The sequence below is a fragment of the Ensifer sp. EB106-05-01-XG146 genome, from assembly GCF_058791875.1.
Window position 1 is genome coordinate 720616 of record NZ_JBYTDX010000003.1, and the last position, 24727, is coordinate 745342.

Here is a 24727-nt window from a genome sequence, read left to right on the forward strand (position 1 = left end):
TTTAGGTGAGGCTCTTCAGTGCCGATTGCGCTCTCGCAGGGTTGATGTTTTCGTCGCCCGCAAAGGTCGAGGGGTATTTCCATGGCAACCGAAGGCACCGCAATTTCCAACGACGCCGCAGCTCTGTCGGCAGAGGCAATCGAATTCCGCAACGCGCCCGACGGCAAGGCTGACCGCCTGGTTGCGCAGGCCGCTCCCGCAGGCGAGCCGGAACTCATCGACCCCGCGACGGGCGCTCCCGTGAAAGGCGCCGAAACCGTGCCCCAGACAGCGCCCATGCCTGCGGAAATCAGCGCCGATGCTTCGAATATCGTGCATTTGCCTGTGGGCGCGTCGATCGAAAAGATCAAGGTCGTTGGCAGCGATATCGTTTTGGAACAGCCTGACGGCTCCACGATCACCATTCACAACGCGGCATTGAAGGTCCCGACCTTCCTGATCGGTGACGCCGAAATCCCGCGCGAAACCCTCGTGGCGGTGCTCGGAGAAAACGGCATCAACGTCGCGGCCGGCCCGGACGGCAGCATCAGCGTCGTTTCGAACCAGAGCAGCGGCGGCGACTTCGCAGGGGCTAATGGCGATATCGGCGAGGCCGGACCGGTCATCAACTTGCTGGCGCCGACCGCGCTGCAGTTTCCGACGCTTGAGACGACCGAGCTTCTGCCGCCGACCCTCGATCCCAACGACGCACCGTCGATCATTCCCGACGGCAGCAGCGGCCCCGGCGGCATCTTTGTCAGCGACCGGCAGGTCGATGAAGCGGGCCTCGCCAGCGGTTCGCGCGCCGGTGACGGCAGCGCGTCGGTCAAGGGCATCTTCACCATTTCCGATCCGGATGGTGCCGGCGATATCGCCAGCCTGACGATCAACGGCCGGACCTTTCCCATCGGCGGCCTGGTCGGCCAGCCGGTTGCGGGCCAGTTCGGCGTGCTCACCATCACGGCCTACGATCCCGCGACCGGTGTCGCGCAGTATACCTATGAACTGACGAGCGCCATCACCAGTTCGGGCGTCAACCCTGGTGCCAATGTCGAGCAGGACCGGGATATCTTCACCCTTACGGTCACCGACGGTGACGGCGCGACCGGCACGGCCACGCTGCGCGTGGATGTCGTTGACGACATTCCTGTAATCGGCATCACGAATCCCGAGACGGCTCAAGTTGCCGAAGGGCAGACACTTTCCGGCAACTGGACGCTGACGGGAGGTGCCGACGGCGTCGGCACGGTGGACGTGACGGTTGGCGACACCACGCAGACGCTGACGTTGACCGCAGGCCAGAAGGTGGACTTCACGCTCGCCGAGGGTACGCTGACGGTCAATGCGGACAAGACCTGGTCGTTCACGGCAGCAAGCAATCTTAACAATGCCGGCGGTCTCGACGTGACGTTCTCGCTGTCGGCCAGGGACGGCGACAACGATGCAACGAGCGACAGCCAGACGATCAAGGTGGTGGACGGCGCAGGTCCGTCGGTTGATCCGCTTGCCGCGTCCGCAGCGCTGACGCTCGATGACCAGAACCTTGCCAATGGCTCGACGCCGGTCGGTGGCGCCGAGACGAGCAGCGGCACGATTGGCTTTGTCGCGGGTTCGGATGCGATCGCGACGATTGCGTTCGGTGACACCAGCGGGCTGACTGGCGTGCTGGTCTGGGACCGTGTTTCCGATACGCAGATCGTTGGCCGGGCCGGCGGTGCGACGCTTGTCACGCTCGACCTGGTTCGCGCAGGCGACAGCGCCACGGTAACGGCGACTTTGAACGGCAACTACGCCAGCCATCCCGGCATCAATTCCGACGACCTTGCGAATCTTGGCCAGGTCAAGGTGGTTGCGACCGATATCGACGGCGACAGGGCCGAAGGCACGGTGACGGTCGCGGTCTCTGACGACATGCCGGTCGCTGCCGCCGACACGGACAGCGTGTCCGAAGATGGCGCCGTCTTTGCAGATGGCAACGTGCTGACCGGTTCGGGAGGTGCGGATGAGAACGGCACGGACGGTGTCAAGGATATCGCAGGGGCAGACGGCGTATCGGTGACGTCCGTTTCATTCGGGAGCACAACAGGTCTGGTCGGCGGTTCGACGGCAGGTCAGTTCGGCACGTTGGTGCTGAATTCCGATGGCAGCTATACCTACACGCTCAACAACACGACGGCCGGTGTGCAAAGTCTCGCCGCGGGCCAGATGGTGACGGATACGTTCACCTACGAGATCACTGACGGAGATGGTGATAGGTCGTCGACGACCGTCACAATCACAATCACCGGCACGAACGATGCCCCGGTCATCACGACGGGCCCGCAGAGCGGCAAGGTCGCGGAGATTGGCGACAATGCCGCTGGCGAGAACACGGTTACGCACACGCAGGGCGGCGCGGTCGGCTTTTCCGACGTCGATACGCTGGATCAGCACAGCGCCAGCTTCACGGCAGGTGGCGACGGCTATCTCGGCACCTTCTCGCTCGGGACGGTCGATCAGGCCGGTGACAAGGTTGGCTGGAATTTCGAGATTGCCGACAGCGTTCTCGACTCGCTTCAGGCCGGCCAGATCCTGACGCAGACCTATGATGTGACCATCAGTGACGGTCATGGCGGCACGGCGATCCAGACCGTGACGATCGTGATCACCGGCACCAACGACGCACCGGTCATCACCTCGGGCGTGCAGAGCGGTGCGGTCACGGAGATCACCGACAAGGCGACGGGTGAGAACACGGTCACACACACGCAGGGCGGTGCGGTTGGCTTTAGCGATGTCGATACGCTCGACACGCACACCGCCAGCTTCAAGGCGAACGGCAACGGCTATCTCGGCACCTTCGCGCTCGACCCGCTGAACCAGGCAACCGATCAGGTCGGCTGGAGCTTCAAGGTTGCCGACAGCGTGCTCGACTCGCTGCAGGCTGGCCAAAAGCTGACGCAGACCTATGACGTCACCGTCGACGACGGCAAGGGCGGTACGGCGACGCAGACCGTGACGATCACGATCACCGGCACCAACGATGCTCCGGTGATCACGTCCGGTTGGCAGCTCGGCGGCGTGGTGGAGCGCTTTGACGGCTTTCCGGGCGAGAACACGGTCACGCACACGCAGGACGGCACGATCGGCTTTCGCGACGTCGATACGCTCGACACGCACACGGCGAGCTTCACGGCGGGCGGTAACGGCTATCTCGGTACCTTCTCGCTCGATCCTTTGAACCAGGCAACCGACAAGCTTGGCTGGAACTTCCAGGTTGCCGACAGCGTGCTCGACTCGCTGCAGGCCGGCCAGATCCTGGTGCAGACCTACGACGTCACCGTCGATGACGGCCACGGCGGCACGGCGACGCAGACGGTCACGATCGTGATCGCCGGCACCAACGACGCCCCGGTGATCACCTCGGGTGTGCAGAGCGGTGCGGTGACGGAGATCGCCGACAAGGCGACGGGCGAGAATACGGTGACGCACACGCAGGACGGCGCGGTGACGTTTACCGACGTCGATACGCTCGACACCCACAGCGCCAGCTTCTTGCCGCAGGGCCGTGGTTATCTCGGTACCTTCTCGCTGGATGCGGTCGATCAGGCAGCTGACAGGATCGGCTGGAACTTCAAGGTCGCCGACGGCGTGCTGGACTCGCTGCAGGCCGGCCAGACGCTGACGCAGAAGTACACCGTGTTCGTCAATGACGGCCATGGCGGGATCGTGGCGCAGACCGTTACGATCGCGATCACCGGGACGAACGATGCACCGGTGATCACCTCGGGTGCGCAGAGCGCCACGGTCACGGAGCGCGGCGACGGTGCGGCCGGCGAGAACTCAGTGGTGCACGTCAACGCCGGCAAGGTGGCTTTTGCCGATGTCGACACGCTGGACACCCACAGCGCCAGCTTCAAGGCGAACGGCGAAGGCTATCTCGGCAAGTTCGCGCTCGACCCGGTCAGCCAGTCGGGCAACTCGGTCGGCTGGACCTTCAAGGTTGCTGACGGTGTCATCGACTCGCTGCAGGCCGGCCAGTCGCTGACGCAGACCTATGATGTGACCATCAGTGACGGTCATGGCGGCACGGCGATCCAGACCGTGACGATCGTGATCACCGGCACCAACGACGCACCGGTCATCACCTCGGGCGTGCAGAGCGGTGCGGTCACGGAGATCACCGACAAGGCGACGGGTGAGAACACGGTCACACACACGCAGGGCGGTGCGGTTGGCTTTAGCGATGTCGATACGCTCGACACGCACACCGCCAGCTTCAAGGCGAACGGCAACGGCTATCTCGGCACCTTCGCGCTCGACCCGCTGAACCAGGCAACCGATCAGGTCGGCTGGAGCTTCAAGGTTGCCGACAGCGTGCTCGACTCGCTGCAGGCTGGCCAAAAGCTGACGCAGACCTATGACGTCACCGTCGACGACGGCAAGGGCGGTACGGCGACGCAGACCGTGACGATCACGATCACCGGCACCAACGATGCTCCGGTGATCACGTCCGGTTGGCAGCTCGGCGGCGTGGTGGAGCGCTTTGACGGCTTTCCGGGCGAGAACACGGTCACGCACACGCAGGACGGCACGATCGGCTTTCGCGACGTCGATACGCTCGACACGCACACGGCGAGCTTCACGGCGGGCGGTAACGGCTATCTCGGTACCTTCTCGCTCGATCCTTTGAACCAGGCAACCGACAAGCTTGGCTGGAACTTCCAGGTTGCCGACAGCGTGCTCGACTCGCTGCAGGCCGGCCAGATCCTGGTGCAGACCTACGACGTCACCGTCGATGACGGCCACGGCGGCACGGCGACGCAGACGGTCACGATCGTGATCGCCGGCACCAACGACGCCCCGGTGATCACCTCGGGTGTGCAGAGCGGTGCGGTGACGGAGATCGCCGACAAGGCGACGGGCGAGAATACGGTGACGCACACGCAGGACGGCGCGGTGACGTTTACCGACGTCGATACGCTCGACACCCACAGCGCCAGCTTCTTGCCGCAGGGCCGTGGTTATCTCGGTACCTTCTCGCTGGATGCGGTCGATCAGGCAGCTGACAGGATCGGCTGGAACTTCAAGGTCGCCGACGGCGTGCTGGACTCGCTGCAGGCCGGCCAGACGCTGACGCAGAAGTACACCGTGTTCGTCAATGACGGCCATGGCGGGATCGTGGCGCAGACCGTTACGATCGCGATCACCGGGACGAACGATGCACCGGTGATCACCTCGGGTGCGCAGAGCGCCACGGTCACGGAGCGCGGCGACGGTGCGGCCGGCGAGAACTCAGTGGTGCACGTCAACGCCGGCAAGGTGGCTTTTGCCGATGTCGACACGCTGGACACCCACAGCGCCAGCTTCAAGGCGAACGGCGAAGGCTATCTCGGCACCTTCGCGCTCGACCCGCTGAACCAGGCAACCGATCAGGTCGGCTGGAGCTTCAAGGTTGCCGACAGCGTGCTCGACTCGCTGCAGGCTGGCCAAAAGCTGACGCAGACCTATGACGTCACCGTCGACGACGGCAAGGGCGGTACGGCGACGCAGACCGTGACGATCACGATCACCGGCACCAACGACGCACCGGTCATCACCTCGGGCGTGCAGAGCGGTGCGGTCACGGAGATCACCGACAAGGCGACGGGTGAGAACACGGTCACACACACGCAGGGCGGTGCGGTTGGCTTTAGCGATGTCGATACGCTCGACACGCACACCGCCAGCTTCAAGGCGAACGGCAACGGCTATCTCGGCACCTTCGCGCTCGACCCGCTGAACCAGGCAACCGATCAGGTCGGCTGGAGCTTCAAGGTTGCCGACAGCGTGCTCGACTCGCTGCAGGCTGGCCAAAAGCTGACGCAGACCTATGACGTCACCGTCGACGACGGCAAGGGCGGTACGGCGACGCAGACCGTGACGATCACGATCACCGGCACCAACGATGCTCCGGTGATCACGTCCGGTTGGCAGCTCGGCGGCGTGGTGGAGCGCTTTGACGGCTTTCCGGGCGAGAACACGGTCACGCACACGCAGGACGGCACGATCGGCTTTCGCGACGTCGATACGCTCGACACGCACACGGCGAGCTTCACGGCGGGCGGTAACGGCTATCTCGGTACCTTCTCGCTCGATCCTTTGAACCAGGCAACCGACAAGCTTGGCTGGAACTTCCAGGTTGCCGACAGCGTGCTCGACTCGCTGCAGGCCGGCCAGATCCTGGTGCAGACCTACGACGTCACCGTCGATGACGGCCACGGCGGCACGGCGACGCAGACGGTCACGATCGTGATCGCCGGCACCAACGACGCCCCGGTGATCACCTCGGGTGTGCAGAGCGGTGCGGTGACGGAGATCGCCGACAAGGCGACGGGCGAGAATACGGTGACGCACACGCAGGACGGCGCGGTGACGTTTACCGACGTCGATACGCTCGACACCCACAGCGCCAGCTTCTTGCCGCAGGGCCGTGGTTATCTCGGTACCTTCTCGCTGGATGCGGTCGATCAGGCAGCTGACAGGATCGGCTGGAACTTCAAGGTCGCCGACGGCGTGCTGGACTCGCTGCAGGCCGGCCAGACGCTGACGCAGAAGTACACCGTGTTCGTCAATGACGGCCATGGCGGGATCGTGGCGCAGACCGTTACGATCGCGATCACCGGGACGAACGATGCACCGGTGATCACCTCGGGTGCGCAGAGCGCCACGGTCACGGAGCGCGGCGACGGTGCGGCCGGCGAGAACTCAGTGGTGCACGTCAACGCCGGCAAGGTGGCTTTTGCCGATGTCGACACGCTGGACACCCACAGCGCCAGCTTCAAGGCGAACGGCGAAGGCTATCTCGGCAAGTTCGCGCTCGACCCGGTCAGCCAGTCGGGCAACTCGGTCGGCTGGACCTTCAAGGTTGCTGACGGTGTCATCGACTCGCTGCAGGCCGGCCAGTCGCTGACGCAGACCTATGATGTGACCATCAGTGACGGTCATGGCGGCACGGCGATCCAGACCGTGACGATCGTGATCACCGGCACCAACGACGCACCGGTCATCACCTCGGGCGTGCAGAGCGGTGCGGTCACGGAGATCACCGACAAGGCGACGGGTGAGAACACGGTCACACACACGCAGGGCGGTGCGGTTGGCTTTAGCGATGTCGATACGCTCGACACGCACACCGCCAGCTTCAAGGCGAACGGCAACGGCTATCTCGGCACCTTCGCGCTCGACCCGCTGAACCAGGCAACCGATCAGGTCGGCTGGAGCTTCAAGGTTGCCGACAGCGTGCTCGACTCGCTGCAGGCTGGCCAAAAGCTGACGCAGACCTATGACGTCACCGTCGATGACGGCCACGGCGGCACGGCGACCCAGACGGTGACGATCACGATCACCGGTACCAACGATGCCCCGGTCATCACCTCGGACGCCCAAGGCGGTGTGGTAACGGAGATCGCCGACAAGGCGACGGGCGAGAACACGGCCACGCACACGCAGGGCGGCACGATCGGCTTTTCCGACGTCGATACGCTGGATGAGCACAGCGCTAGCTTCACGGCGAACGGCAACGGCTATCTCGGTACCTTTGCGCTCGATCCGCTGAACCAGGCAACCGACAAGGTCGGCTGGAGCTTCAACGTCGCCGACAGCGTGCTCGACTCGCTGCAGGCTGGTCAGACCCTGACGCAGGCCTATGACGTCACCGTCGATGACGGCAAGGGCGGCACGGCAACCCAGACGGTCACGATCACGATCACCGGTACCAACGATGCGCCCATCATTACCTCGGGTACTCAGAGCGGCTCTGTGACGGAGATCGCCGACAAGGCGACGGGCGAGACCACGGCCACGCACACCCAGGGCGGCACGATCGGCTTTTCCGACGTCGATACGCTGGATGAGCACAACGTTAGCTTCACGGCGAACGGCAACGGCTATCTCGGTACCTTCGCGCTCGATCCCGTCGATCAGGCGGGCGACAAGGTCGGCTGGACCTTCAAGGTTGCTGACGGTGTCATCGACTCGTTGCAGGCCGGCCAGTCGCTGACGCAGACCTATGATGTGACCATCGACGACGGTCATGGCGGCACGGCGACGCAAACTGTGACGATTACGATCACCGGTACCAACGATGCGCCCATCATTACCTCGGGTACCCAGAGCGGTTCTGTGACGGAGATCGCCGACAAGGCGACGGGCGAGAACACGGCCATGCACACACAGGGCGGCACGATCGGCTTTTCCGACGTCGACACGCTGGATACCCACAGCGCCAGTTTCACGGCGAACGGCAACGGCTACCTCGGGACCTTTGCGCTCGATCCGCTGAACCAGACAACCGACAAGGTCGGCTGGAGCTTCAACGTCGCCGACAGCGTGCTCGACTCGCTGCAGGCTGGTCAGACCCTGACGCAGGCCTATGACGTCACCGTCGATGACGGCAAGGGCGGCACGGCAACCCAGACCGTGACGATCACAATCACCGGTACCAACGACGTCCCGATCATCACCTCGGGCACCCAGAGCGGTTCTGTGACGGAGATCGCCGACAAGGCGACGGGCGAGAACACGGCCACGCACACGCACGGCGGCACGATCGGCTTTTCCGACGTCGACACGCTGGATGAGCACGGCGCCAGCTTCACGGCGAACGGCAACGGCTACCTCGGTACCTTTGCACTCGGGACGCTCGATCAGGCCGGCAACGCGGTTGGCTGGAGCTTCAACGTCGTCGACAGCGTGCTCGACTCGCTGCAGTCCGGCCAGAAGCTGACCCAGACCTATGACGTCACCGTCGATGACGGCAAGGGCGGCAAGGCGACCCAGACGGTGACCATCACGATCACCGGCACGAACGATGCTCCGGTAATCACCTCGGTCTCACAAGGCGGTGCGGTGACGGAGATCGCCGACGGAGCGACCGGTGAGAATACGGCCACGCACACGCACGGCGGCACGATCGGCTTTTCCGACGTCGACACGCTGGATACCCACAGCGCCAGTTTCACGGCGCAGGGCGGTGGCTATCTCGGCACTTTCTCGCTCGGCTCGCTGAACCAGTCGACCGACTCGGTTGGCTGGAGCTTCCAGGTGGCCGACAACGTGCTGGATTCGCTGAATGCTGGTGAGACGCTGACGCAGAAGTACGATGTGACGATCGATGACGGCCATGGCGGCACGGCGGTACAGACGGTAACGATCACGATCACTGGCACTGATGATGGCGTGAGCGTCAACGGGCTGTCGTCCAGCGCCGAAGAGACGGTTTACGAGAAAAATCTCTCGGATGGTTCTTCGCCGAATGTGGCTGCACTTACGCAGACCGGCAGCTTCTCCGTGACGACGCCGGACGGACTCGCCGGCCTGAAGATTAATGGTACTTCGGTCGTGACGGGGGGCGCCTACGCCGTAGGAACCACGGTGGACACGGCACTTGGACTTCTGACGATCACCGGCTACACGCCAACGACGGTCAACGGTACGGTGACGGGCGCAACCTTCACCTACAGCTATCTGCTGCAGGACAACAGCTTGGCGCATACTGCGGCTGGAGCCGATAGCGGGGTCTTCGATAACTTCGTCGTCGCCGTGACAGATGAAGATGGTTCGACGAGCAATGCCACGCTCAACATCCGGATCGTCGACGATGTCCCGACCGTCCAATCCATCAGCAGCGCCTACATGGGCAACGGTACCGGTGCGCTGGAAGGTGTCATCAATGCGACGCCAGGCGCCGACGGCATCAAAGTTTACAAGATCGACAGCGTGGGCGGGCTGCCTACTGGCTGGACCACAACGGGAACGGGCACCGGGCAGGTGCTCGTGAAGGACAACTTCGGTACCGACATCTATCGCCTGACAACGAACGCGGACGGGACCTATCAACTGGAACAGTTGAAGGAACGTCCTGGAACGCAGGTAACCATTGATGCGGCGAACGATTTCCCCAATAGCCCAACGAAGACCTACGATTTCGGCTTCGCCAAGTTTACAGCACTTGCATCCTCCTCGGGGCAAGTGACCTTCAATGCCAACACGGCGTCAGGCGGTGGAAACGAGTTCGGGATCGGCAATCCGGCCTTCTCTACTGGGGAGAAGTTCAAGATTGAATTCGATAAGGATGTATCGTCGGTTACCTTGCGTTTCGGGACGGTTAAAGATCCAGGATCGATTGAGTTCACGGTAAGGGATGGCAATTCCACGCCATACACCTTTTCCAAGACTGTCGTCGCGGGGCAGACGAGTGTTACAATTCTTCCGAGCGATGTCGGATTCAAGTTCGATTACATCGAAGTTCTTGGCAAGAACGGCATCAATGTCTCCTTCACGACGGTAGGTTACACCGAAACCGTCGCCGCTTCGGATTTGACGCTGACTTTTGGCGTCACCGGAGAAGACAGGGATGGCGATTTGTCGAATTCCTCGACGCTCACCTTCGTGTCCGACGGATCCACAACCACGGCAAATGAAATCAGCGGCAGTGCGGGGCATGATGTCATCCATGGCGGAGCTGGCGACGACACGCTCAACGGAGGTGACGGCAACGACATCATCTATGCGAGCGCGGGCGACGACGACATTAATGGCGGAGCAGGCGTGGACCTGCTCAACTTTTCAGATGCGACCGGTCCCGTCACGTTTACGCTGGTACAGAGCAGTTGGGAGGATGATGTAGATCTTTCCAGCGTCGGCCTGGGAGAGGAAGACTACAGGAATATAGAAGGTGTCATTGGCTCCGACTTCAATGACAAGCTTTACGGTAGCAGTTATGGCGACATTCTGGCCGGGGGCGAGGGCAACGATACGCTTTCGGGCAATGGCGGAGCCGACAAGCTCTACGGCGATGCCGGCAATGATACGCTGGTTGGCGGTTCCGGCAACGACACGCTGTATGGCGGGACGGGCGTCGACAAGCTGACTGGTGGCTCAGGCGACGACACCTTCGTTCTCGATGCGAAAGACCTGCAACTCGACATCGCCGACGTCATCACCGACTACGACGGCGACGACGACTCTGTCGACTTGTCGGCTTTGCTCGGTAACCTGCCTTCGGGAACGACGCTTGATGGCGACTATCTCCAGGTGGTTCAGGATGGGCAGAACGCCAACCTGCAAGTGGACACCGAAGGTAACGCCGGTAGTGGTGGCTGGCATACGGTTGCCGTGTTGGAGAACTTCAATGTCTCGACGGAAGTGGTGAAGGTGCTGTTCAACGAAAACGGGACGAAAACATCGCAGGACGTGCACTAACGCCGGGTTGATCTCGACAGTTCAGCGGTTCTCGGCAATCATCCGGGAACCGCATATTGAGGGGAACTTTCATGAACAGAAGCATGCTGGCGGGGGTGATGCTCGCACTGATGCCCATATCCAGTTTCGCGGCCGACCTTATCGGCGACTATGCGCCGGCGGCCCGGCAATGCACCGAGATCAGCCAGTCCGCGCTGACGGTCGATCAGGACGTGGCGACGCTGACCAAGGAAGTCGTGGCGCGCATGGACGAGGCGATTGCCGTTGCCGACGATCCGCGCTGGATCGCTTCGACGCGGCCGGCCTTCGTCTGGGCGTCCGAGACCAAGGTCGCCTGCGGCAAGGCCTATGGTTACCTGCAATCGAGCTGGCGTGACGAGGACTACATTGCCAAGTGCGATTGCTTCTACGCCAAAATGCGGCACTTCATGAATTGAGACAGCCGGTATGATCGACATGCCCCACGTTGTGGTTTCCCCGGCACGGCGCGTGTCGTCGTGCCGACAATGGCTGGCACTCGGCGTGCTCGCGCTTGGCGTTCTCGCCGGTTGTCAGGGCGCTCCCACCGCCCCTGAGGTGCTCGACGTCGAATCGCCGCAGGCAAGGCATGCCCGGCGCGCATCCGAGCATGCGGTGAAGTCGCAGGAGGCCTTCGGAACCGGCGCAACGCGTGTCGGGCTTATCACTGCACTGATGGCGCCGTCGGGCGAAACGGTGCGCGAACGCGACATCCGCGACGGGGCGTCGCTCGCCGTGGACGAGGTGGGTGGTGGCCAGCTTTCGCTTTTGGTCGAAAATACCGACGGTTCGCCGCAGCAAGTCCAGGACGCCGCCAAGCGTCTCGCGGGCCAGAACGCGGCGTTGATTGCGCTGTCGGTTGCGGACGTGCCTGTCAGCACCGTCCGCCAGGGACTTGGCTCTGCCCGCGCGCCACTTCTCGCGTTGCGCGGCAACGGCGCCGAGCGGCCGGCCGGCACCTTCGCCTTCGTTTCTGACCGCATCGATAGCGCTGTCGAGGGCGCTTCCTATGCTTTTGCCTCCGGCCGCAAGCGGCTGATCGTGCTTTTGCCCAGCGATGTCTCTGCCGCCGAACGGCAAAGGCTGGATCGCGGTCTTGCGGGCTATGGCATCAAGCCGGCGCTTGTCGCCGTGACCGGCATCACGACATTTTCCGGTGACGCGGCCGCCAAGGCAAAGCTAAAGGATATTGATGCGGTTCTCCTCATCGGATCGGAAGGGGGGGAGGTCGGTTCTCTGTCGCAACTCAAGGCCAACGGCTATCTGAAACCGAATGCAATGGTCGTCGGAACTTCCGGTTGGACGAATGCCGCCTACAAGCGACCCGAATTTTTCGGAAGCCACCTCTGTCTCTTCGGCCCGGAAAACGGCTCGCGGATGACGTCGCGCTTCCTCGATCGCTACGAGCGTGCGGCAAGTGCGGACGCGGCTTATGGGTTCGACGTCATCGCCCTTGCGGCTGGTCTCGTGCGGTCCCAGGGGGAAGGCGCCATCAATCAGGAAAGCATCCGCGCGCCAAACGGTTTCGTCGGTGCGGCGGCCACCTTCCGGTTCACAAAGGACGGCTCGGTAGAGCGAACCTGCGCCATCTATCAGGTGACCGCCGGCAGCGTGAAGCTTCTGGATCCCGCGCCCCGCTCGTTCTGACCGAAGCGTTATTGACCAAAAACCGATGCGGCGAGCGACCGCGCTGCATTCGGTGTAGAGAAGCGGGCGAGGGCACGGCAGCTAAGCTCACGTTATCCGCAAGCTCGCGCCGTGATGCCGGAGGCCAAGGCGGGAGGCGACACGCTTCGACGAGGCGTTGTCTCGATCGGTACTGTAAAACAAGGTGCGAGAGCGAAGCGTCGGCAGCCGCGACCAACCAGCCGTCGCAGCAGCGCCGAAACCGCGTCCTCGAAACGCCTTGGCGGTCACAAGCCCGAGTTCGGCGCCGGAATCGGTGAGCCGCGCCGCACATGCCAGGGAGGCGACTTCACCGTCGACAATGGCAGCGCACCAGGGCGACCAGAAGTCGGCAACGCCGTGGAAGCCAAGATCGAACCAGGACTCCGGAACCCCATCCGTCGCCTTCTTCGGGGTCGTTGCGAACGAGCCGCGCATCGCCTTGGTGAGGAGTGTCGTGCTGCAACTCAAAGACAAGGCCGCAATCGTATTCGGCAGGCCCATCATCACCAAGCAGCGACAGATAGCACTCAAGGTTCACAGGCGTGCTGGGATGAACGAAGGGCGGTTCGGTTGCGGCAAGTCCTTCCAGCTCCGCGACCAGACCGCCCGGCAGGTCCGCGCGTGCTTCGCACAGGTTTCCCTCCGCGCATCCGGCGAGCCAGAAGCGCGGGCCCGGTGCCTGATCCGGATCGGCGCGTGTTCGAAACAATGTGTGGAAGTCTATTTTCAGCCAATGGCTTGCTGGTATCATGAGGCGATCGCTCAATAATATCCCCGCATCCGTCGAGTACGTTCCTGGCGTGAGGGGGCAAGATGCCCACGGCGAGATCGGTCGCGCGCAATCGGCGACAAAGGAGCCTTGCGTTAAGGCGGGATTTTCATGTCTTGCCAATGCGTGAACTCTCATGGTAACGTTCCCACGAGCTTGAGGCCTGTCACCTTTGATGATGGCTTCCGGCCCGGGAGGAAACATGAAGAACGGACCCCGGCAACGGGCCACCATTATCGACGTCGCGGAGCGGGCAGGGGTCTCGAAGAGCACGGTTGCACGTGTTCTGGCGGGTTCTGCCAGCATTTCCGACGAAGCCCGCGACCGCGTGCTGAAGGCCGTTGCAGCCACCGGCTACGAGCGCAATCATCTGGCCGTCGGCATGCGTTCGGGGCGCAGCGGCATGCTCGGCCTGGTCATTCCCGATATCACCAACCCCTTCTGGGCCGAAGTCGCCCGCGGCGCCCAGGATCGCGCCGCCAAGGACGACATTTCGCTTCTCGTCTTCTCGTCGGACTGGGATGCCGGCACGGAGGCGACGCATCTTCGCGCCCTGCGGCGCGCCCGTGTCGATGGCGCGATCATCAATCCGGTCGCCGACAATTTCGATGATCTCGATCGCTTCGGCTTACCCTTCGTTTTCATCGGATCGAGCGCCGAGCGTTTTCCGGATACCTTGAGCGTCGGATCGGATATCGCCCAGGCTGTCCGTCTCGGCATGGATATCCTCGTTGAGCGCGGACACCCGGCGCCGGCCCTGATGCTCGGCCCGCGGTCGCGTCTTGCGCGCGCCCGGTTCCTGCGCGCCGTGCACGAGCATTGCATCGCGCGCGACATCGACCCCGACATCTTGCGGGTGGAAGAATCCGACTACACGGTCGAGGGTGGCCGAAAGGCCATGGGGCGTTTGCTCGCCGGGCCGTGGAGAGGCAGTCGCGCCGTCTTCGTCGCCAACGACCTGATGGCACTCGGTGCCATGATCGCCGTGCGCGAGGCGGGGCTCCGGTGCCCGGAGGATATTTCCATTCTTGGCTTCGACGGCATTCCGGCGGGTGCTTTCTCCTGGCCCGGTCTGACGACGATCGAAAAACCTGGCCGGCAGATCGGCATTCGCGCGGTCGAATGCCTGCTCGATCAGATTGCCGGCCGCCCGGAGCACGGCCGGATATTTCTGCCGTGCCGACTGGTCGAGCGCGGTTCGCTTGCCGATGTCTCGGCCTCGGTAGCTGTGCGCACGGCGGCAGGGAGGTAACAATGAGCGTAAGCAACGATCTTGTAGCGGATGCAGCCATGCCTAGAAGTGGGAACGTTCCCAACGTCCATCGGCGAAGCGTCACGAAAAACGTGCGGCAATGGTGGCCCTACTACCTGATGATGGCGCCTGGGCTGATCTTCTTCGTGATCTTTCACTATTTTCCGATCTGGGAAGCCAAGATCGCCTTCGAGCAGTTGCGCATCATCCCGCCGAACATCTGGGTCGGGATCAAGCATTTCCAGACGCTCTTCTCCTCGCCGATCTTCTGGCAGGTGCTGATAAACACGCTGATCATCTCGACAATGAAGATCGTCTTCGTCTTCCCGGTCCCGATTATCGTTGCGCTGCTGCTCAACGAGATCCGGGGCGGCGCTTTCCGCAAGTTCATCCAGTCGGCGATCTACCTGCCGCATTTCCTTTCCTGGGTGGTCATCGCCGGCGTGTTCATCGCGGTGCTTTCGCCGAGCGACGGCGCGGTCAACGACATCATCGGTTTCTTCGGATTGCAGCCGGTCTCCTTCATGACCGACACGGGCTCGATCCGCTGGGTGCTGGTCTTCTCCGAGATCTGGCGATCGGCCGGCTGGGACAGCCTGCTTTACCTTGCCGCCATCATCGCCATCGACCAGGAACTCTATGATGCGGCCGAGATCGACGGAGCCAATCGCTGGCAGAAGATCCGCTACGTCACCATTCCCGGCATCGTGCCGACGATCGCGACGCTGTTCATCCTCAACGCCGGCATGTTCCTGAACGCCGACCTCAACCAGGTGATCAACTTCTCCAACGACGTGGTGCGCAGCAAGATCGATATCATCGACACCTATGTCTACCGCATCGGCCTGCAGACCGGCGAGTATTCGCTGGCAACGGCCGCCGGCCTCTTCAAGGCGGTTCTCGGCATGCTGATGATCGTCGCCGCCCACCTTCTTTCCAAACGCCTTACCGGCAAGGGGGTATGGTGATGGCCGCCCACAACGTTCGCAGAACGCCGCTCGAGCGGCTCGAATATGCGATCATCGTCTCGACGCTGATGTTCCTCGTCGTACTGACGGTCCAGCCGCTGCTCAACCTGCTCGCCATCTCCTTTTCGGATCCGGGCAAGGTTGCCGGCATGAGCGGCCTGACGGTGGTCCCCAACGGGTTTTCGACCGACGTCTGGAGCCTCCTGGTCAACAACCCGGCCGTCCAGCGCGGCCTCCTGAACTCGATCTTCATCACGCTGGTCAGCACCGTCCTTGGTGTCGTGCTGACGGCGCTGATGGCCTGGGCACTTTCCCGCCCGGGTTTGCCGGGGCGGCGCGCGATTTTCGTCTTCGTGCTGGTGACGATCGTCTTTGAGCCCGGCATCATTCCCGATTATTTCATCAACAAGCGCCTCGGCCTTCTCGACAGCTACTGGTCTCTGATCCTCTTCAAGGTTGTGAACGCCTGGTATCTGATCATTCTCGTCCGCTTCTTCGAGGAAGTGCCGAAGGAACTGATCGAGGCCTCGGAGCTCGACGGCGCCAACCCTTTCCAGATCTTCTGGTACGTGGCGCTACCACTCGCCAAGTCGGCGCTTGCGACCATCGCTCTCTTCTACTTCGTCTTCCACTGGAACGAGTTCTTCCGGGCGATGATCTATCTCAACGACCAGTCAAAATGGCCGCTGCAGGTCGTGCTGCGCCAGTTCGTGGTCGAGGGCGACAAGCTCGCCATGGTCGGGGTCGTCGACAGCAACAACTACACCGGTGCGAGCCAGATCAACATTCGCGCGCTGAAGGCAGGCATGATCCTGCTTACGATCGCGCCGATCCTCGCAATCTACCCACTCATTCTGAAGTTCTTCACCAAGGGCACCATGAGCGGTGCGCTGAAGGGCTGACGATGCAGAACCGAACCATAAAAGCCATAGCATATTGGGAGGAACAAACATGCTTGGAAAACTGATCCTTGGCGCAACCACCGCCATGGCATTGATGGCGAGCGTCGCCATGCCCGCCTTCGCCGATCCGGTGACGATCCGCGTCGTCTCGAAGGATCTCACGACGAGCAATCCTGACGACGTAAAGCTGATGAAGGCCTATGAGGAGGCGCTGAAGGCCAAGGGCACCGACATCCATATCCAGGTCGTCGACCTGCCGTCCTCTGGCTATGCCGACAAGCTCAGCGCCATGCTTCTGTCCGGTGATATCCCCGATCTCATCTATTTCCAGGGCGGCGACGCCAAGATGGCCGAACAGGGCGTGCTGGAGGACTGGAACACCTGGCTGCCGAAGACGACCTATCTCAAGGACGCGCTCTTCCCGCACAATGTCGAGCGGCTGAAGAACTATCCCTACCTGCTCTATGTCTACCCGCCGCGCATACCGCAGCCGGTGATCCGCGCGGATTGGCTCGAGAAAGCGGGCGTCGAAGCACCGAAGACTACGGACGACTACGTCACCCTCTTCAAGGCGATCAAGGACGGCGATTTCGACGGCAACGGCAAGGCCGACAGCTACGGCGTTACCACCGCCGACAACACTCAAGAGCTCGACGCCGTCTTCAATCAGGCATTTGGCGTCACCGGAACCTGGCTGAAGAACGATGCTGGCGAGTGGATCCATGCCCGCGTTTCGGCCGCGGAAAAGGCAAAGATCGCTTTCTACGCATCGCTCCGCGAGCAGGGTCTCTATGATCCGGAATTCATCACCACCAAGTGGGACGTGAAGGAAGACAAGTTCTATTCCGGCCGTGCCGGGGTGATCTTCGGTTCCTCCGCAGAGGTCATCGACATCTATGGCGGCAAGATGCGCCAGGCCCATCCCGGCGTGACCCTCAGCCTGCTTTCGCCGCCGAAGGGTCCGGGCGGCCAGGGCCTGATGGCGCTGGACGTCTCCAAGGAAGCGCGCGGTCTCGCGATCGCAACGACCTCGGAGCACAAGGAGGAGGTGGTCAAGTTGCTCGACTTCATCGCCAGCCCCGAGGGCCAGGCGATTGAACGGCTCGGCTTTGAGGGCGAGCAGTACACCAAGGACGGCGAAACCATCAAGCCGACCGACAAGCTCGCTACCTGGTATGCCCGCTTCCTCGTTGCCGCCAACTGGCAGCCGCCGGTTCAGTGGCTGAGCGATGCCGCGCAGCAATCGCTGAAGACGATCTCCGCCGACTTCAAGCCGGACAACGCCTTCGTCTGGCCTGCGGAATACGCCACAGACATCGACGCCACGGAGAACGTCTACCGGGCCTGGGTTTACAAGTTCGTCTCCGGCGAAGCCAAGATGGACCAGTGGGACCAGTTCGTTTCCGAGTGGAACGCTGCCGGCGGCGAGAAAATGACCGAATATGCAAGGACGGTTCTCAATGACAAATGATGCTCAAGGGCTTTCCCTTAAGGGACGGGTTCGGGCGCTTCTTTTTGGCGTCGCCTACGGCGACGCCATCGGGGCGCCGGTCGAAAAGCTCTCCGCTGCGGAAATCCGCCAGCGCTATGGCCGGGTGACATCGCTCGACACAGAGTGGCACCGCATGAAGCAGAGTGAGGCGGCCCGCAACGGCCGTGTCCGCGGCAGCGGCATCGTCACCGACGACACGCTGATGACGCTCTGCGTGATGTCGATCTACGACGACGTGAAGCGCCATCTCGATGCCTGGGATATGGCCTCGGGCATGGTGCGGGAAATTGCCTGGACGCCGCGCTGGGTGCCGGAGCTGCAGCGCGAGACGATGCTGATCGAGCGGCTGTTCTATCCTGAGAAGTGGATCTTCCAGCGCCATCAACTTTCCGGCTGCGACCCGCGCCAGGGCGGCGTCGGCAACATGGTGAACTGTGGCGCGGCGATGTACATCGCGCCGATCGGCGTCGCCAACGCCTGTGATCCGAAGGCAGCCTATGATGAGGCGATCGCCTTTGCCTCCGGCCACCAGCAGAGCTTCGGCCTGGAAGCTGCCGGCGTACTCGCCGCCGCGGTCGCCGCCGCTTTCGTGCCGGGCACCACCCTCGACACCGTCATCAAAGAAACGCTGGCCGTTGCCAAGGACGGAACGCGTGATGCGATCGCCGATATCGTCGAGGCTGCGGGCTCATTGAAGGGCGCGGATCATGCGACAGTCGTCGCCGAATTCCACCGCATCATCGCGCGCTATTCTCCAATGGGCGACGACGTGCAGCACACGCCGCAGAAGGCCGGCATTGCGACCGACGCCTACCAGCCGTCGCGTCTGCACGCGATCGAGGAACTGCCGCTGGCGCTCGGCTTTGCGGTCGTCAATGACGGTGATTTCTACAAGTCGATCATCGACGGCATCAACTCCGGCCGCGATACGGACTCGATCGGCGTCATGGCCGGCGCAATCCTCGGCGCCATGCAGGGCGAGAGCATCATCGACCGGGCGATGGTCTCCCAGCTCGACCGCGTCAACAAGCTCGATCTCTACCGATCGGCCGATGCTTTTACCGCAACCGTGACCGCAATCCGGGCGGCCGACCACAAACGCGAAATGGCGCGGGCCACGGCGCGCGCAGGCCTCTTTGCCGCTCCCGAGCTCACCCAGGTTTCCAGTCTCTAGAATTCGAAAGTATCCGATGCTCAGCACCACAGAAATCTTCGAGCGTATCTATTCCGGTTTTATCGGCAAGGCGATCGGCGTGCGCTTGGGCGCACCTGTCGAACCGACGATCTGGAGCTATGAACGCGTCCGGGACACCTATGGCGAGGTGACGGAATATCTGCGCGATTTCAAGAATTTCGCTGCCGATGACGACACCAACGGTCCGGTCTATTTCATCCGGGCGCTGCGCGACTACGGTCTCGGCGCCACCGCCGAAGAGGTCGGCAAGACCTGGCTGAACTATGCGGCCGAGGAACACGGCATGTATTGGTGGGGCGGCTTCGGCAATTCGACCGAGCATACCGCCTACCAGAACCTGCGCGCTGGCATTCCGGCGCCGCAATCCGGCTCGATCGCCCAGAACGGCACGACGGTTGCCGAGCAGATCGGCGGGCAGATTTTCATCGACAGCTGGGGCTGGGTGCATCCGGCCGACCCGAAGAAGGCAGCCGAAGCCTCAGCCCGTGCGGCAAGTGTCGCCCATGACGGCGAGGGCCTGCATGGCGCCCGCTTCTGCGCCGCGGCCATCGCCCAGGCTTTTGTTGCCAAGAACATCGAGGACGTGATCGAGACGGGTCTCGCGACAATCCCGGCCGACTCCCTCTATGCCAAGGTTTCGCGCGCGGTACTCCGCTTCCACGACAGCAACCGGAACGACTGGCGTGCCTGCCGCGACATGTTGACAGCGGATTGGGGCTATGACCGCTATCCCGGCGTCTGCCACATCATTCCGAACGCCGGCGTCTTGATCATGAGCCTGATCTACGGTCAGGGTGATCTGCCGCGCACGGTCGAGATCGCCACCATGGCTGGCTGGGACACGGACTGCAACGCCGGCAATGCCGGTGCGATCGTCGGCACGCTGCAAAAGGTGCAGCCGGGCTGGGACAAGTACCGCAAACCGATCAACGATTTCGTCGTCGCTTCCGGCGTAACCGGTACGGTCAACGTCGTCGACATCCCCTCCTTTGCCCGTGAACTGACGGTGCTGGCGCTCCGCCTGCAGGGACGGGAGGCTCCGGCGCTCTGGGTCGAGGATTTCGAGCGCCGCGGCGTTCGCTTCGATTTCGACGCACCCGGCGCCACCCATGGCTTCCGCACCGAGCCGTTCAACCAGATCGCCGTCAAGGCATCGGCGGAGCGTCATACGGATAACGCCAAGGGATCGCTGCAAATCCTGCTCGACCGTCTCGAGCGCGGGCATGGTGGACGCATTTTCTGGAAGCCCTTCTATCGCCGCTCCGACTTCGACGACGAGCGCTACCGCCCGATGTTCACTCCGCTTGCCGATGACGGCCAAAGGGTGTCGTTCAAGCTCTGGCTCGACCCTTGGAACGGTGACGGCAACCTGCGTGTGGCGCCCTATGTTCGCCGCGCCATGACAGGCGCCATCCAGGAAACAGGCGCCTGGCACGTGCCGTCTGCGAGCGGCTGGCAGGACTACGCGTTCACCATCCCCGACGGCGATGGCGAAGCGGTCGACGAGATCGGCATCCTGGTCGAATATTTCGGACGCCTGAAATTCCTCGGCCGGCTGTTCCTTGCGGACTTCTCCGTATCCGGCAAGGGTCGCGCCGTCATCGACCCGTCGAAGGAAGCGCATGAATGGGGCGGCATCACCCGCTTCACCTGGAACCGCGGCCATTGGAGCCTGCAGCAAGGCCGCATCCATGCCCATACCGCAACCGACGCGGACGCCTGGACGGGCAACGCCTATCTCCGCGACGTCAGTGTCAAGGCCGAGCTTCAGCCGCACTCGGGTGCCTCGCACCTGGTGGTGGCCCGGGCTCAGGGTACGAGCCGCTTTTATGCCGCCGGTTTCGAGAACGGCGAAGCCGTGATCCTTCTTGAAGACCACGGCACGAAGATCCTCGCGCGCAGCCCGTTCCGTATCGAATACGGCCGGAGCTACGCGGTCGATCTCACTGTCGAAGGTGGCAAGCTGACGCTTTCCGTCGATGGCGAGCGGCTGCTTCAGGCGGACGATGGGACGCTGCGCTACGGCATGGCTGGCCTTCGCATGGCGTCCGCCGGGCGCATGTCGATCGGCCGGCTTGAGGTCGCCGAGCGCTAACTGCGCGAGGCGGAAAGAAAGGGAGGAAACATGTCCGAGATAGAGCTTAGAAGCGTCGGCAAGAGCTATGGCAGTGTCGCCGTGCTCAACGACATCTCGCTGGAAATGGGCGACGGCGAATTCGTCGTGCTCGTCGGCCCTTCGGGCTGCGGCAAGTCTACGCTGTTGCGCATGATCGCCGGGCTGGAGGATATTTCAGCTGGCGAGATCACCATCGGTGGCAAGGTCGTCAACGATATGCCGGCCAAGGAGCGCGACATCGCCATGGTCTTCCAGTCCTACGCGCTCTATCCGCACATGAAGGTCGCGGAAAACATGAGCTTCGCCTTGAAGCTCGCCGGTGCGCCGAAGGCGGAGATCGAAAAGCGCGTTACCCAGGCGGCCGAAATCCTCGGCCTCGAAAAGCTGCTCGACCGCCTGCCGCGGGAACTTTCCGGGGGCCAGCGCCAGCGTGTCGCCATGGGTCGCGCCATCGTGCGCGACCCGCGTGCCTTCCTCTTCGACGAACCTCTGTCGAACCTCGATGCCAAGCTGCGCGTGAAGATGCGCAGCGAAATCAAGAAGCTGCATCAACGGCTTCGCCGCACGATGGTCTATGTCACCCACGACCAGACCGAGGCCATGACCATGGCCGACAAGATTGTGGTGATGAACGGCGGAAAGATCGAGCAGGCGGGCGCACCGCTCGATCTTTACAACGATCCTGCCAATCTCTTCGTCGCCGGCTTCATTGGCTCGCCGGAGATCAACCTGATCGAGGCGGTCACAGAGGGAGCGACGGCCTTGACCCGGGGCGGCGTATCCCTGCCGCTCGGGCGACAGGTGCAGGCTGGCAAGCGGGTCGTCTGCGGCATCCGCCCGCAGCACATCACGCTCGGAACAACGGGCGTGCCGGGGCGCATCAGCCTCGTCGAGCCGACCGGCGAGGACCAGGAAATCGTCGTCGACATGGGCGGCCAGGATATCTCGGTCGTCGTCCACGGCGGCAAGCTACTTTCGGCCGGGCAGGATGTGACGCTGACGATCGATGCCGACAAGGTTCTGCTCTTCGACAAGGATACCGGGGAGCGCCTTCGATGAGTGGATTTGCGAAGCGACAGTTCGATCCCGACGCCAAGGGACCGCTGGTCGGCACGAGGGTTCTGGATCTTTCCCGGCTCGTTGCCGGCAACATGTTGTCGCTGCAGCTGGCCGATGCCGGCGCCGATGTCATCAAGATCGAGCCGCCGGCGGGCGATCCGCTCAGAGACTGGAAGGATGATGGCCACTCGCTCTATTGGAAGACCTATAGCCGCAACAAGCGCTCCGTCGTTCTGAACCTCAGGCAAGAGGCGGCGATGACGGCGCTCTGGGCACTGATCGCTACGGCCGATGTCTTCATCGAGAATTTCCGGCCGGGAACGCTGGAGCGCATGGGGCTTTCGCCGGAAACGCTGCACGCCCGCAATCCCAACCTGATCATCGTGCGCATTTCCGGTTTCGGCCAGACGGGGCCTTACGCGCAGTTCCCGGGCTTTGGCACCATCATCGAAGGCATGAGCGGTTTTGCCTACAGAACCGGCTTTCCCGATCGCGAGCCCGTGCTGCCGCCGCTGGCGCTTGCCGACATGATCGCCGGTGTCTATGGCAGCTCGGCCACCGTGACAGCGTTGCTTGCGCGCGATCGCGGCTACGCAAAAGGACAGGTCATCGACCTGTCGCTGCTGGAACCGATGTTCTCGGTGCTCGGGCCAGAAGCGGCGATCTATCAGACGACCGGCAAGATCAAGGAGCGCGTGGGCAGCGCCTCCAATACGGCCGCCCCGCGCAATGTCTACCGCTGCCGCGACGGAAAGTACGTGGCGCTGTCGGGATCGACGCCGCAGGTCGCACGGAGGATCTTCGAGATCATCGGCCGTGCCGACATGAACCAGGACCCGCGCTTTGCCACCAATTCTGAACGCGTCAAAAATCGCGATCTGGTCGACGAGGCCGTTGGCGGCTGGTTTGCCCGGCACGACCATGACGAGGCGCTGAAGATCATGCGTGACGCCGGCGCGACGGTCGGGCCGATCTACAACATCGCAGATGCCGCGTCGGACCCGCATTTCGCCGAGCGCGAAATCATCGTCGATGTGGAGGATGACGAGTTCGGCAGCCTGCCGATGCACAACATCGTGCCGCGGCTTTCCCAGACGCCGGGCGTCTGGCGGCGGCCGGCACCAGCGCTTGGGGAACACACGGCGGAAGTTCTGGCCGAAGCGGGACTGGATCGCGGCGCGATCGAGACGATACTCCAGGGTAAAGCCGCATGAGGCTTCGCTCCCTACTCTACGTCCCGGCCTCGTCCGCAAAATTCATCGCCAAGGCGCACGAACGCGGAGCGGATGCGATCATCCTCGACCTGGAAGATTCAGTCGCCCCGGATCAGAAACAGGCCGCAAGGGATGGGTTGAAGGACGCCGTGGCGCAGGTGGCACGCGGTGGTGCGACCGTCTTTGTCCGCGTCAATTCGGCGCCGGATCTGCGGATGGCGGATGCAGAGGCCGCCTGCCGTGCCGGCGCGTTCGGTCTCTATGTCGCGAAAACCCGGTCGCCGCAGGAGCTAGTGGATATTGCAGCGCATCTCGCACCAGTTGAGCGGCAGATCGGCAGGCCGCCGGTCGCCTTCGTGCCACTCCTCGAAGATGCCGGGGCAGTTCTCGATGCGCGCGCGATTGCCCGCGTCAGCCGCGTGGTCGGCCTTGCCGCTGGCGGCGAAGACATCGCGACCAGCATGGGCGCAGAACCGCTGCCAGACGTATTGCGACTTCCGAAACTGATGGTCCACCTTGCCGCCAAGGCGGAAGGCAAGCTGTCCTTCGGCATGCTTTTGACGGTTGCGGACTATAGGCGACTGGATGCCTTGAAGGCAGCCGCTCGTGAGGCGAAGGCCCACGGGTTTGATGGCGCGAGCTGTGTCCACCCGTCCGTGGTCCCGGTGCTGAATGCGTCTTACTCCCCGAGCCCAGAACGGATCGCCTGGGCAAAGTCCGTGATCGACGCAGCGAAGACGGCGCAGGCAGACGGCCGTGGCGCCTTCGTGCTGAACGGGACCATGGTGGATGCGCCGATCATCGAGCGCGCGCATGATGTTCTCGAACAGGCAGGCGACCTCGGCTGACGCTCAGCGCAGCTTGGCGGAAGA

The 24727-nt window shown here is 62.9% G+C and carries 14 protein-coding genes; 13 read left to right on the plus strand and 1 reads right to left on the minus strand.

Going from position 1 to position 24727, the window contains the following annotated elements:
• Positions 1-81 precede the first annotated feature (81 nt).
• The 3 genes from AC3WVQ_RS32075 (at position 82) to AC3WVQ_RS32085 (ending at position 12867) form a co-directional block, all read left to right on the plus strand.
• Positions 82-11202, plus strand: coding sequence for a VCBS domain-containing protein (locus AC3WVQ_RS32075; RefSeq protein ID WP_492383462.1), 11121 nt, complete (start codon positions 82-84; stop codon positions 11200-11202).
• Between the two features lie 71 nt (positions 11203-11273).
• On the plus strand, positions 11274-11639 hold the full coding sequence (locus AC3WVQ_RS32080; RefSeq protein ID WP_060607741.1) for a hypothetical protein: 366 nt from the start codon (positions 11274-11276) through the stop codon (positions 11637-11639).
• Between the two features lie 10 nt (positions 11640-11649).
• Positions 11650-12867: an ABC transporter substrate-binding protein gene (locus tag AC3WVQ_RS32085; protein ID WP_192444486.1), complete on the plus strand. Its 1218-nt coding sequence runs from the start codon at positions 11650-11652 to the stop codon at positions 12865-12867.
• Between the two features lie 87 nt (positions 12868-12954).
• Here AC3WVQ_RS32085 and AC3WVQ_RS32090 read toward each other — a convergent pair whose 3' ends face one another.
• Positions 12955-13362: a GNAT family N-acetyltransferase gene (locus AC3WVQ_RS32090; RefSeq protein WP_234798823.1), complete on the minus strand. Its 408-nt coding sequence runs from the start codon at positions 13360-13362 to the stop codon at positions 12955-12957.
• Here AC3WVQ_RS32090 and AC3WVQ_RS32095 point away from each other — a divergent pair.
• The 10 genes from AC3WVQ_RS32095 to AC3WVQ_RS32140 all read left to right on the plus strand — a co-directional run bounded on the left by AC3WVQ_RS32095 (position 13343) and on the right by AC3WVQ_RS32140 (position 24703).
• Positions 13343-13657 carry a hypothetical protein gene (locus AC3WVQ_RS32095; protein ID WP_234798824.1) on the plus strand — a complete coding sequence of 105 codons (315 nt, stop codon included), beginning with the start codon at positions 13343-13345 and terminating at the stop codon, positions 13655-13657. The genes AC3WVQ_RS32090 and AC3WVQ_RS32095 overlap by 20 nt on opposite strands.
• Before the next feature lie 202 nt (positions 13658-13859).
• Positions 13860-14909, plus strand: a complete 1050-nt coding sequence (locus tag AC3WVQ_RS32100) for a LacI family DNA-binding transcriptional regulator (protein ID WP_192444485.1) — start codon at positions 13860-13862, stop codon at positions 14907-14909.
• A 38-nt stretch (positions 14910-14947) separates the two neighbouring features.
• A complete protein-coding gene (locus AC3WVQ_RS32105; RefSeq protein ID WP_051659403.1) occupies positions 14948-15877 on the plus strand; it encodes an ABC transporter permease in 930 nt (309 codons plus the stop codon).
• Positions 15877-16779, plus strand: a complete 903-nt coding sequence (locus tag AC3WVQ_RS32110) for a carbohydrate ABC transporter permease (RefSeq protein WP_034798191.1) — start codon at positions 15877-15879, stop codon at positions 16777-16779. Before AC3WVQ_RS32105 ends, AC3WVQ_RS32110 begins: the two co-directional genes overlap by 1 nt.
• 49 nt (positions 16780-16828) lie before the next feature.
• Complete coding sequence (locus tag AC3WVQ_RS32115; protein ID WP_113554204.1) at positions 16829-18250, plus strand: extracellular solute-binding protein; 1422 nt, start codon at positions 16829-16831, stop codon at positions 18248-18250.
• The gene (locus AC3WVQ_RS32120; RefSeq protein ID WP_060520311.1) at positions 18240-19445 is read left to right on the plus strand and encodes an ADP-ribosylglycohydrolase family protein; all 1206 of its coding nucleotides are present in this window, start codon (positions 18240-18242) and stop codon (positions 19443-19445) included. The genes AC3WVQ_RS32115 and AC3WVQ_RS32120 overlap by 11 nt, the downstream gene beginning before the upstream one ends.
• A gap of 16 nt (positions 19446-19461) precedes the next feature.
• Positions 19462-21561 carry an ADP-ribosylglycohydrolase family protein gene (locus AC3WVQ_RS32125; RefSeq protein WP_492383463.1) on the plus strand — a complete coding sequence of 700 codons (2100 nt, stop codon included), beginning with the start codon at positions 19462-19464 and terminating at the stop codon, positions 21559-21561.
• A 30-nt stretch (positions 21562-21591) separates the two neighbouring features.
• The gene (locus tag AC3WVQ_RS32130; protein WP_034798094.1) at positions 21592-22641 is read left to right on the plus strand and encodes an ABC transporter ATP-binding protein; all 1050 of its coding nucleotides are present in this window, start codon (positions 21592-21594) and stop codon (positions 22639-22641) included.
• Positions 22638-23855 (plus strand): CaiB/BaiF CoA transferase family protein, encoded by a 1218-nt coding sequence (locus AC3WVQ_RS32135; RefSeq protein ID WP_113189166.1) that lies wholly within the window; start codon positions 22638-22640, stop codon positions 23853-23855. Before AC3WVQ_RS32130 ends, AC3WVQ_RS32135 begins: the two co-directional genes overlap by 4 nt.
• The gene (locus AC3WVQ_RS32140) at positions 23852-24703 is read left to right on the plus strand and encodes an HpcH/HpaI aldolase/citrate lyase family protein (RefSeq protein ID WP_192444484.1); all 852 of its coding nucleotides are present in this window, start codon (positions 23852-23854) and stop codon (positions 24701-24703) included. Before AC3WVQ_RS32135 ends, AC3WVQ_RS32140 begins: the two co-directional genes overlap by 4 nt.
• Positions 24704-24727 lie beyond the last annotated feature (24 nt).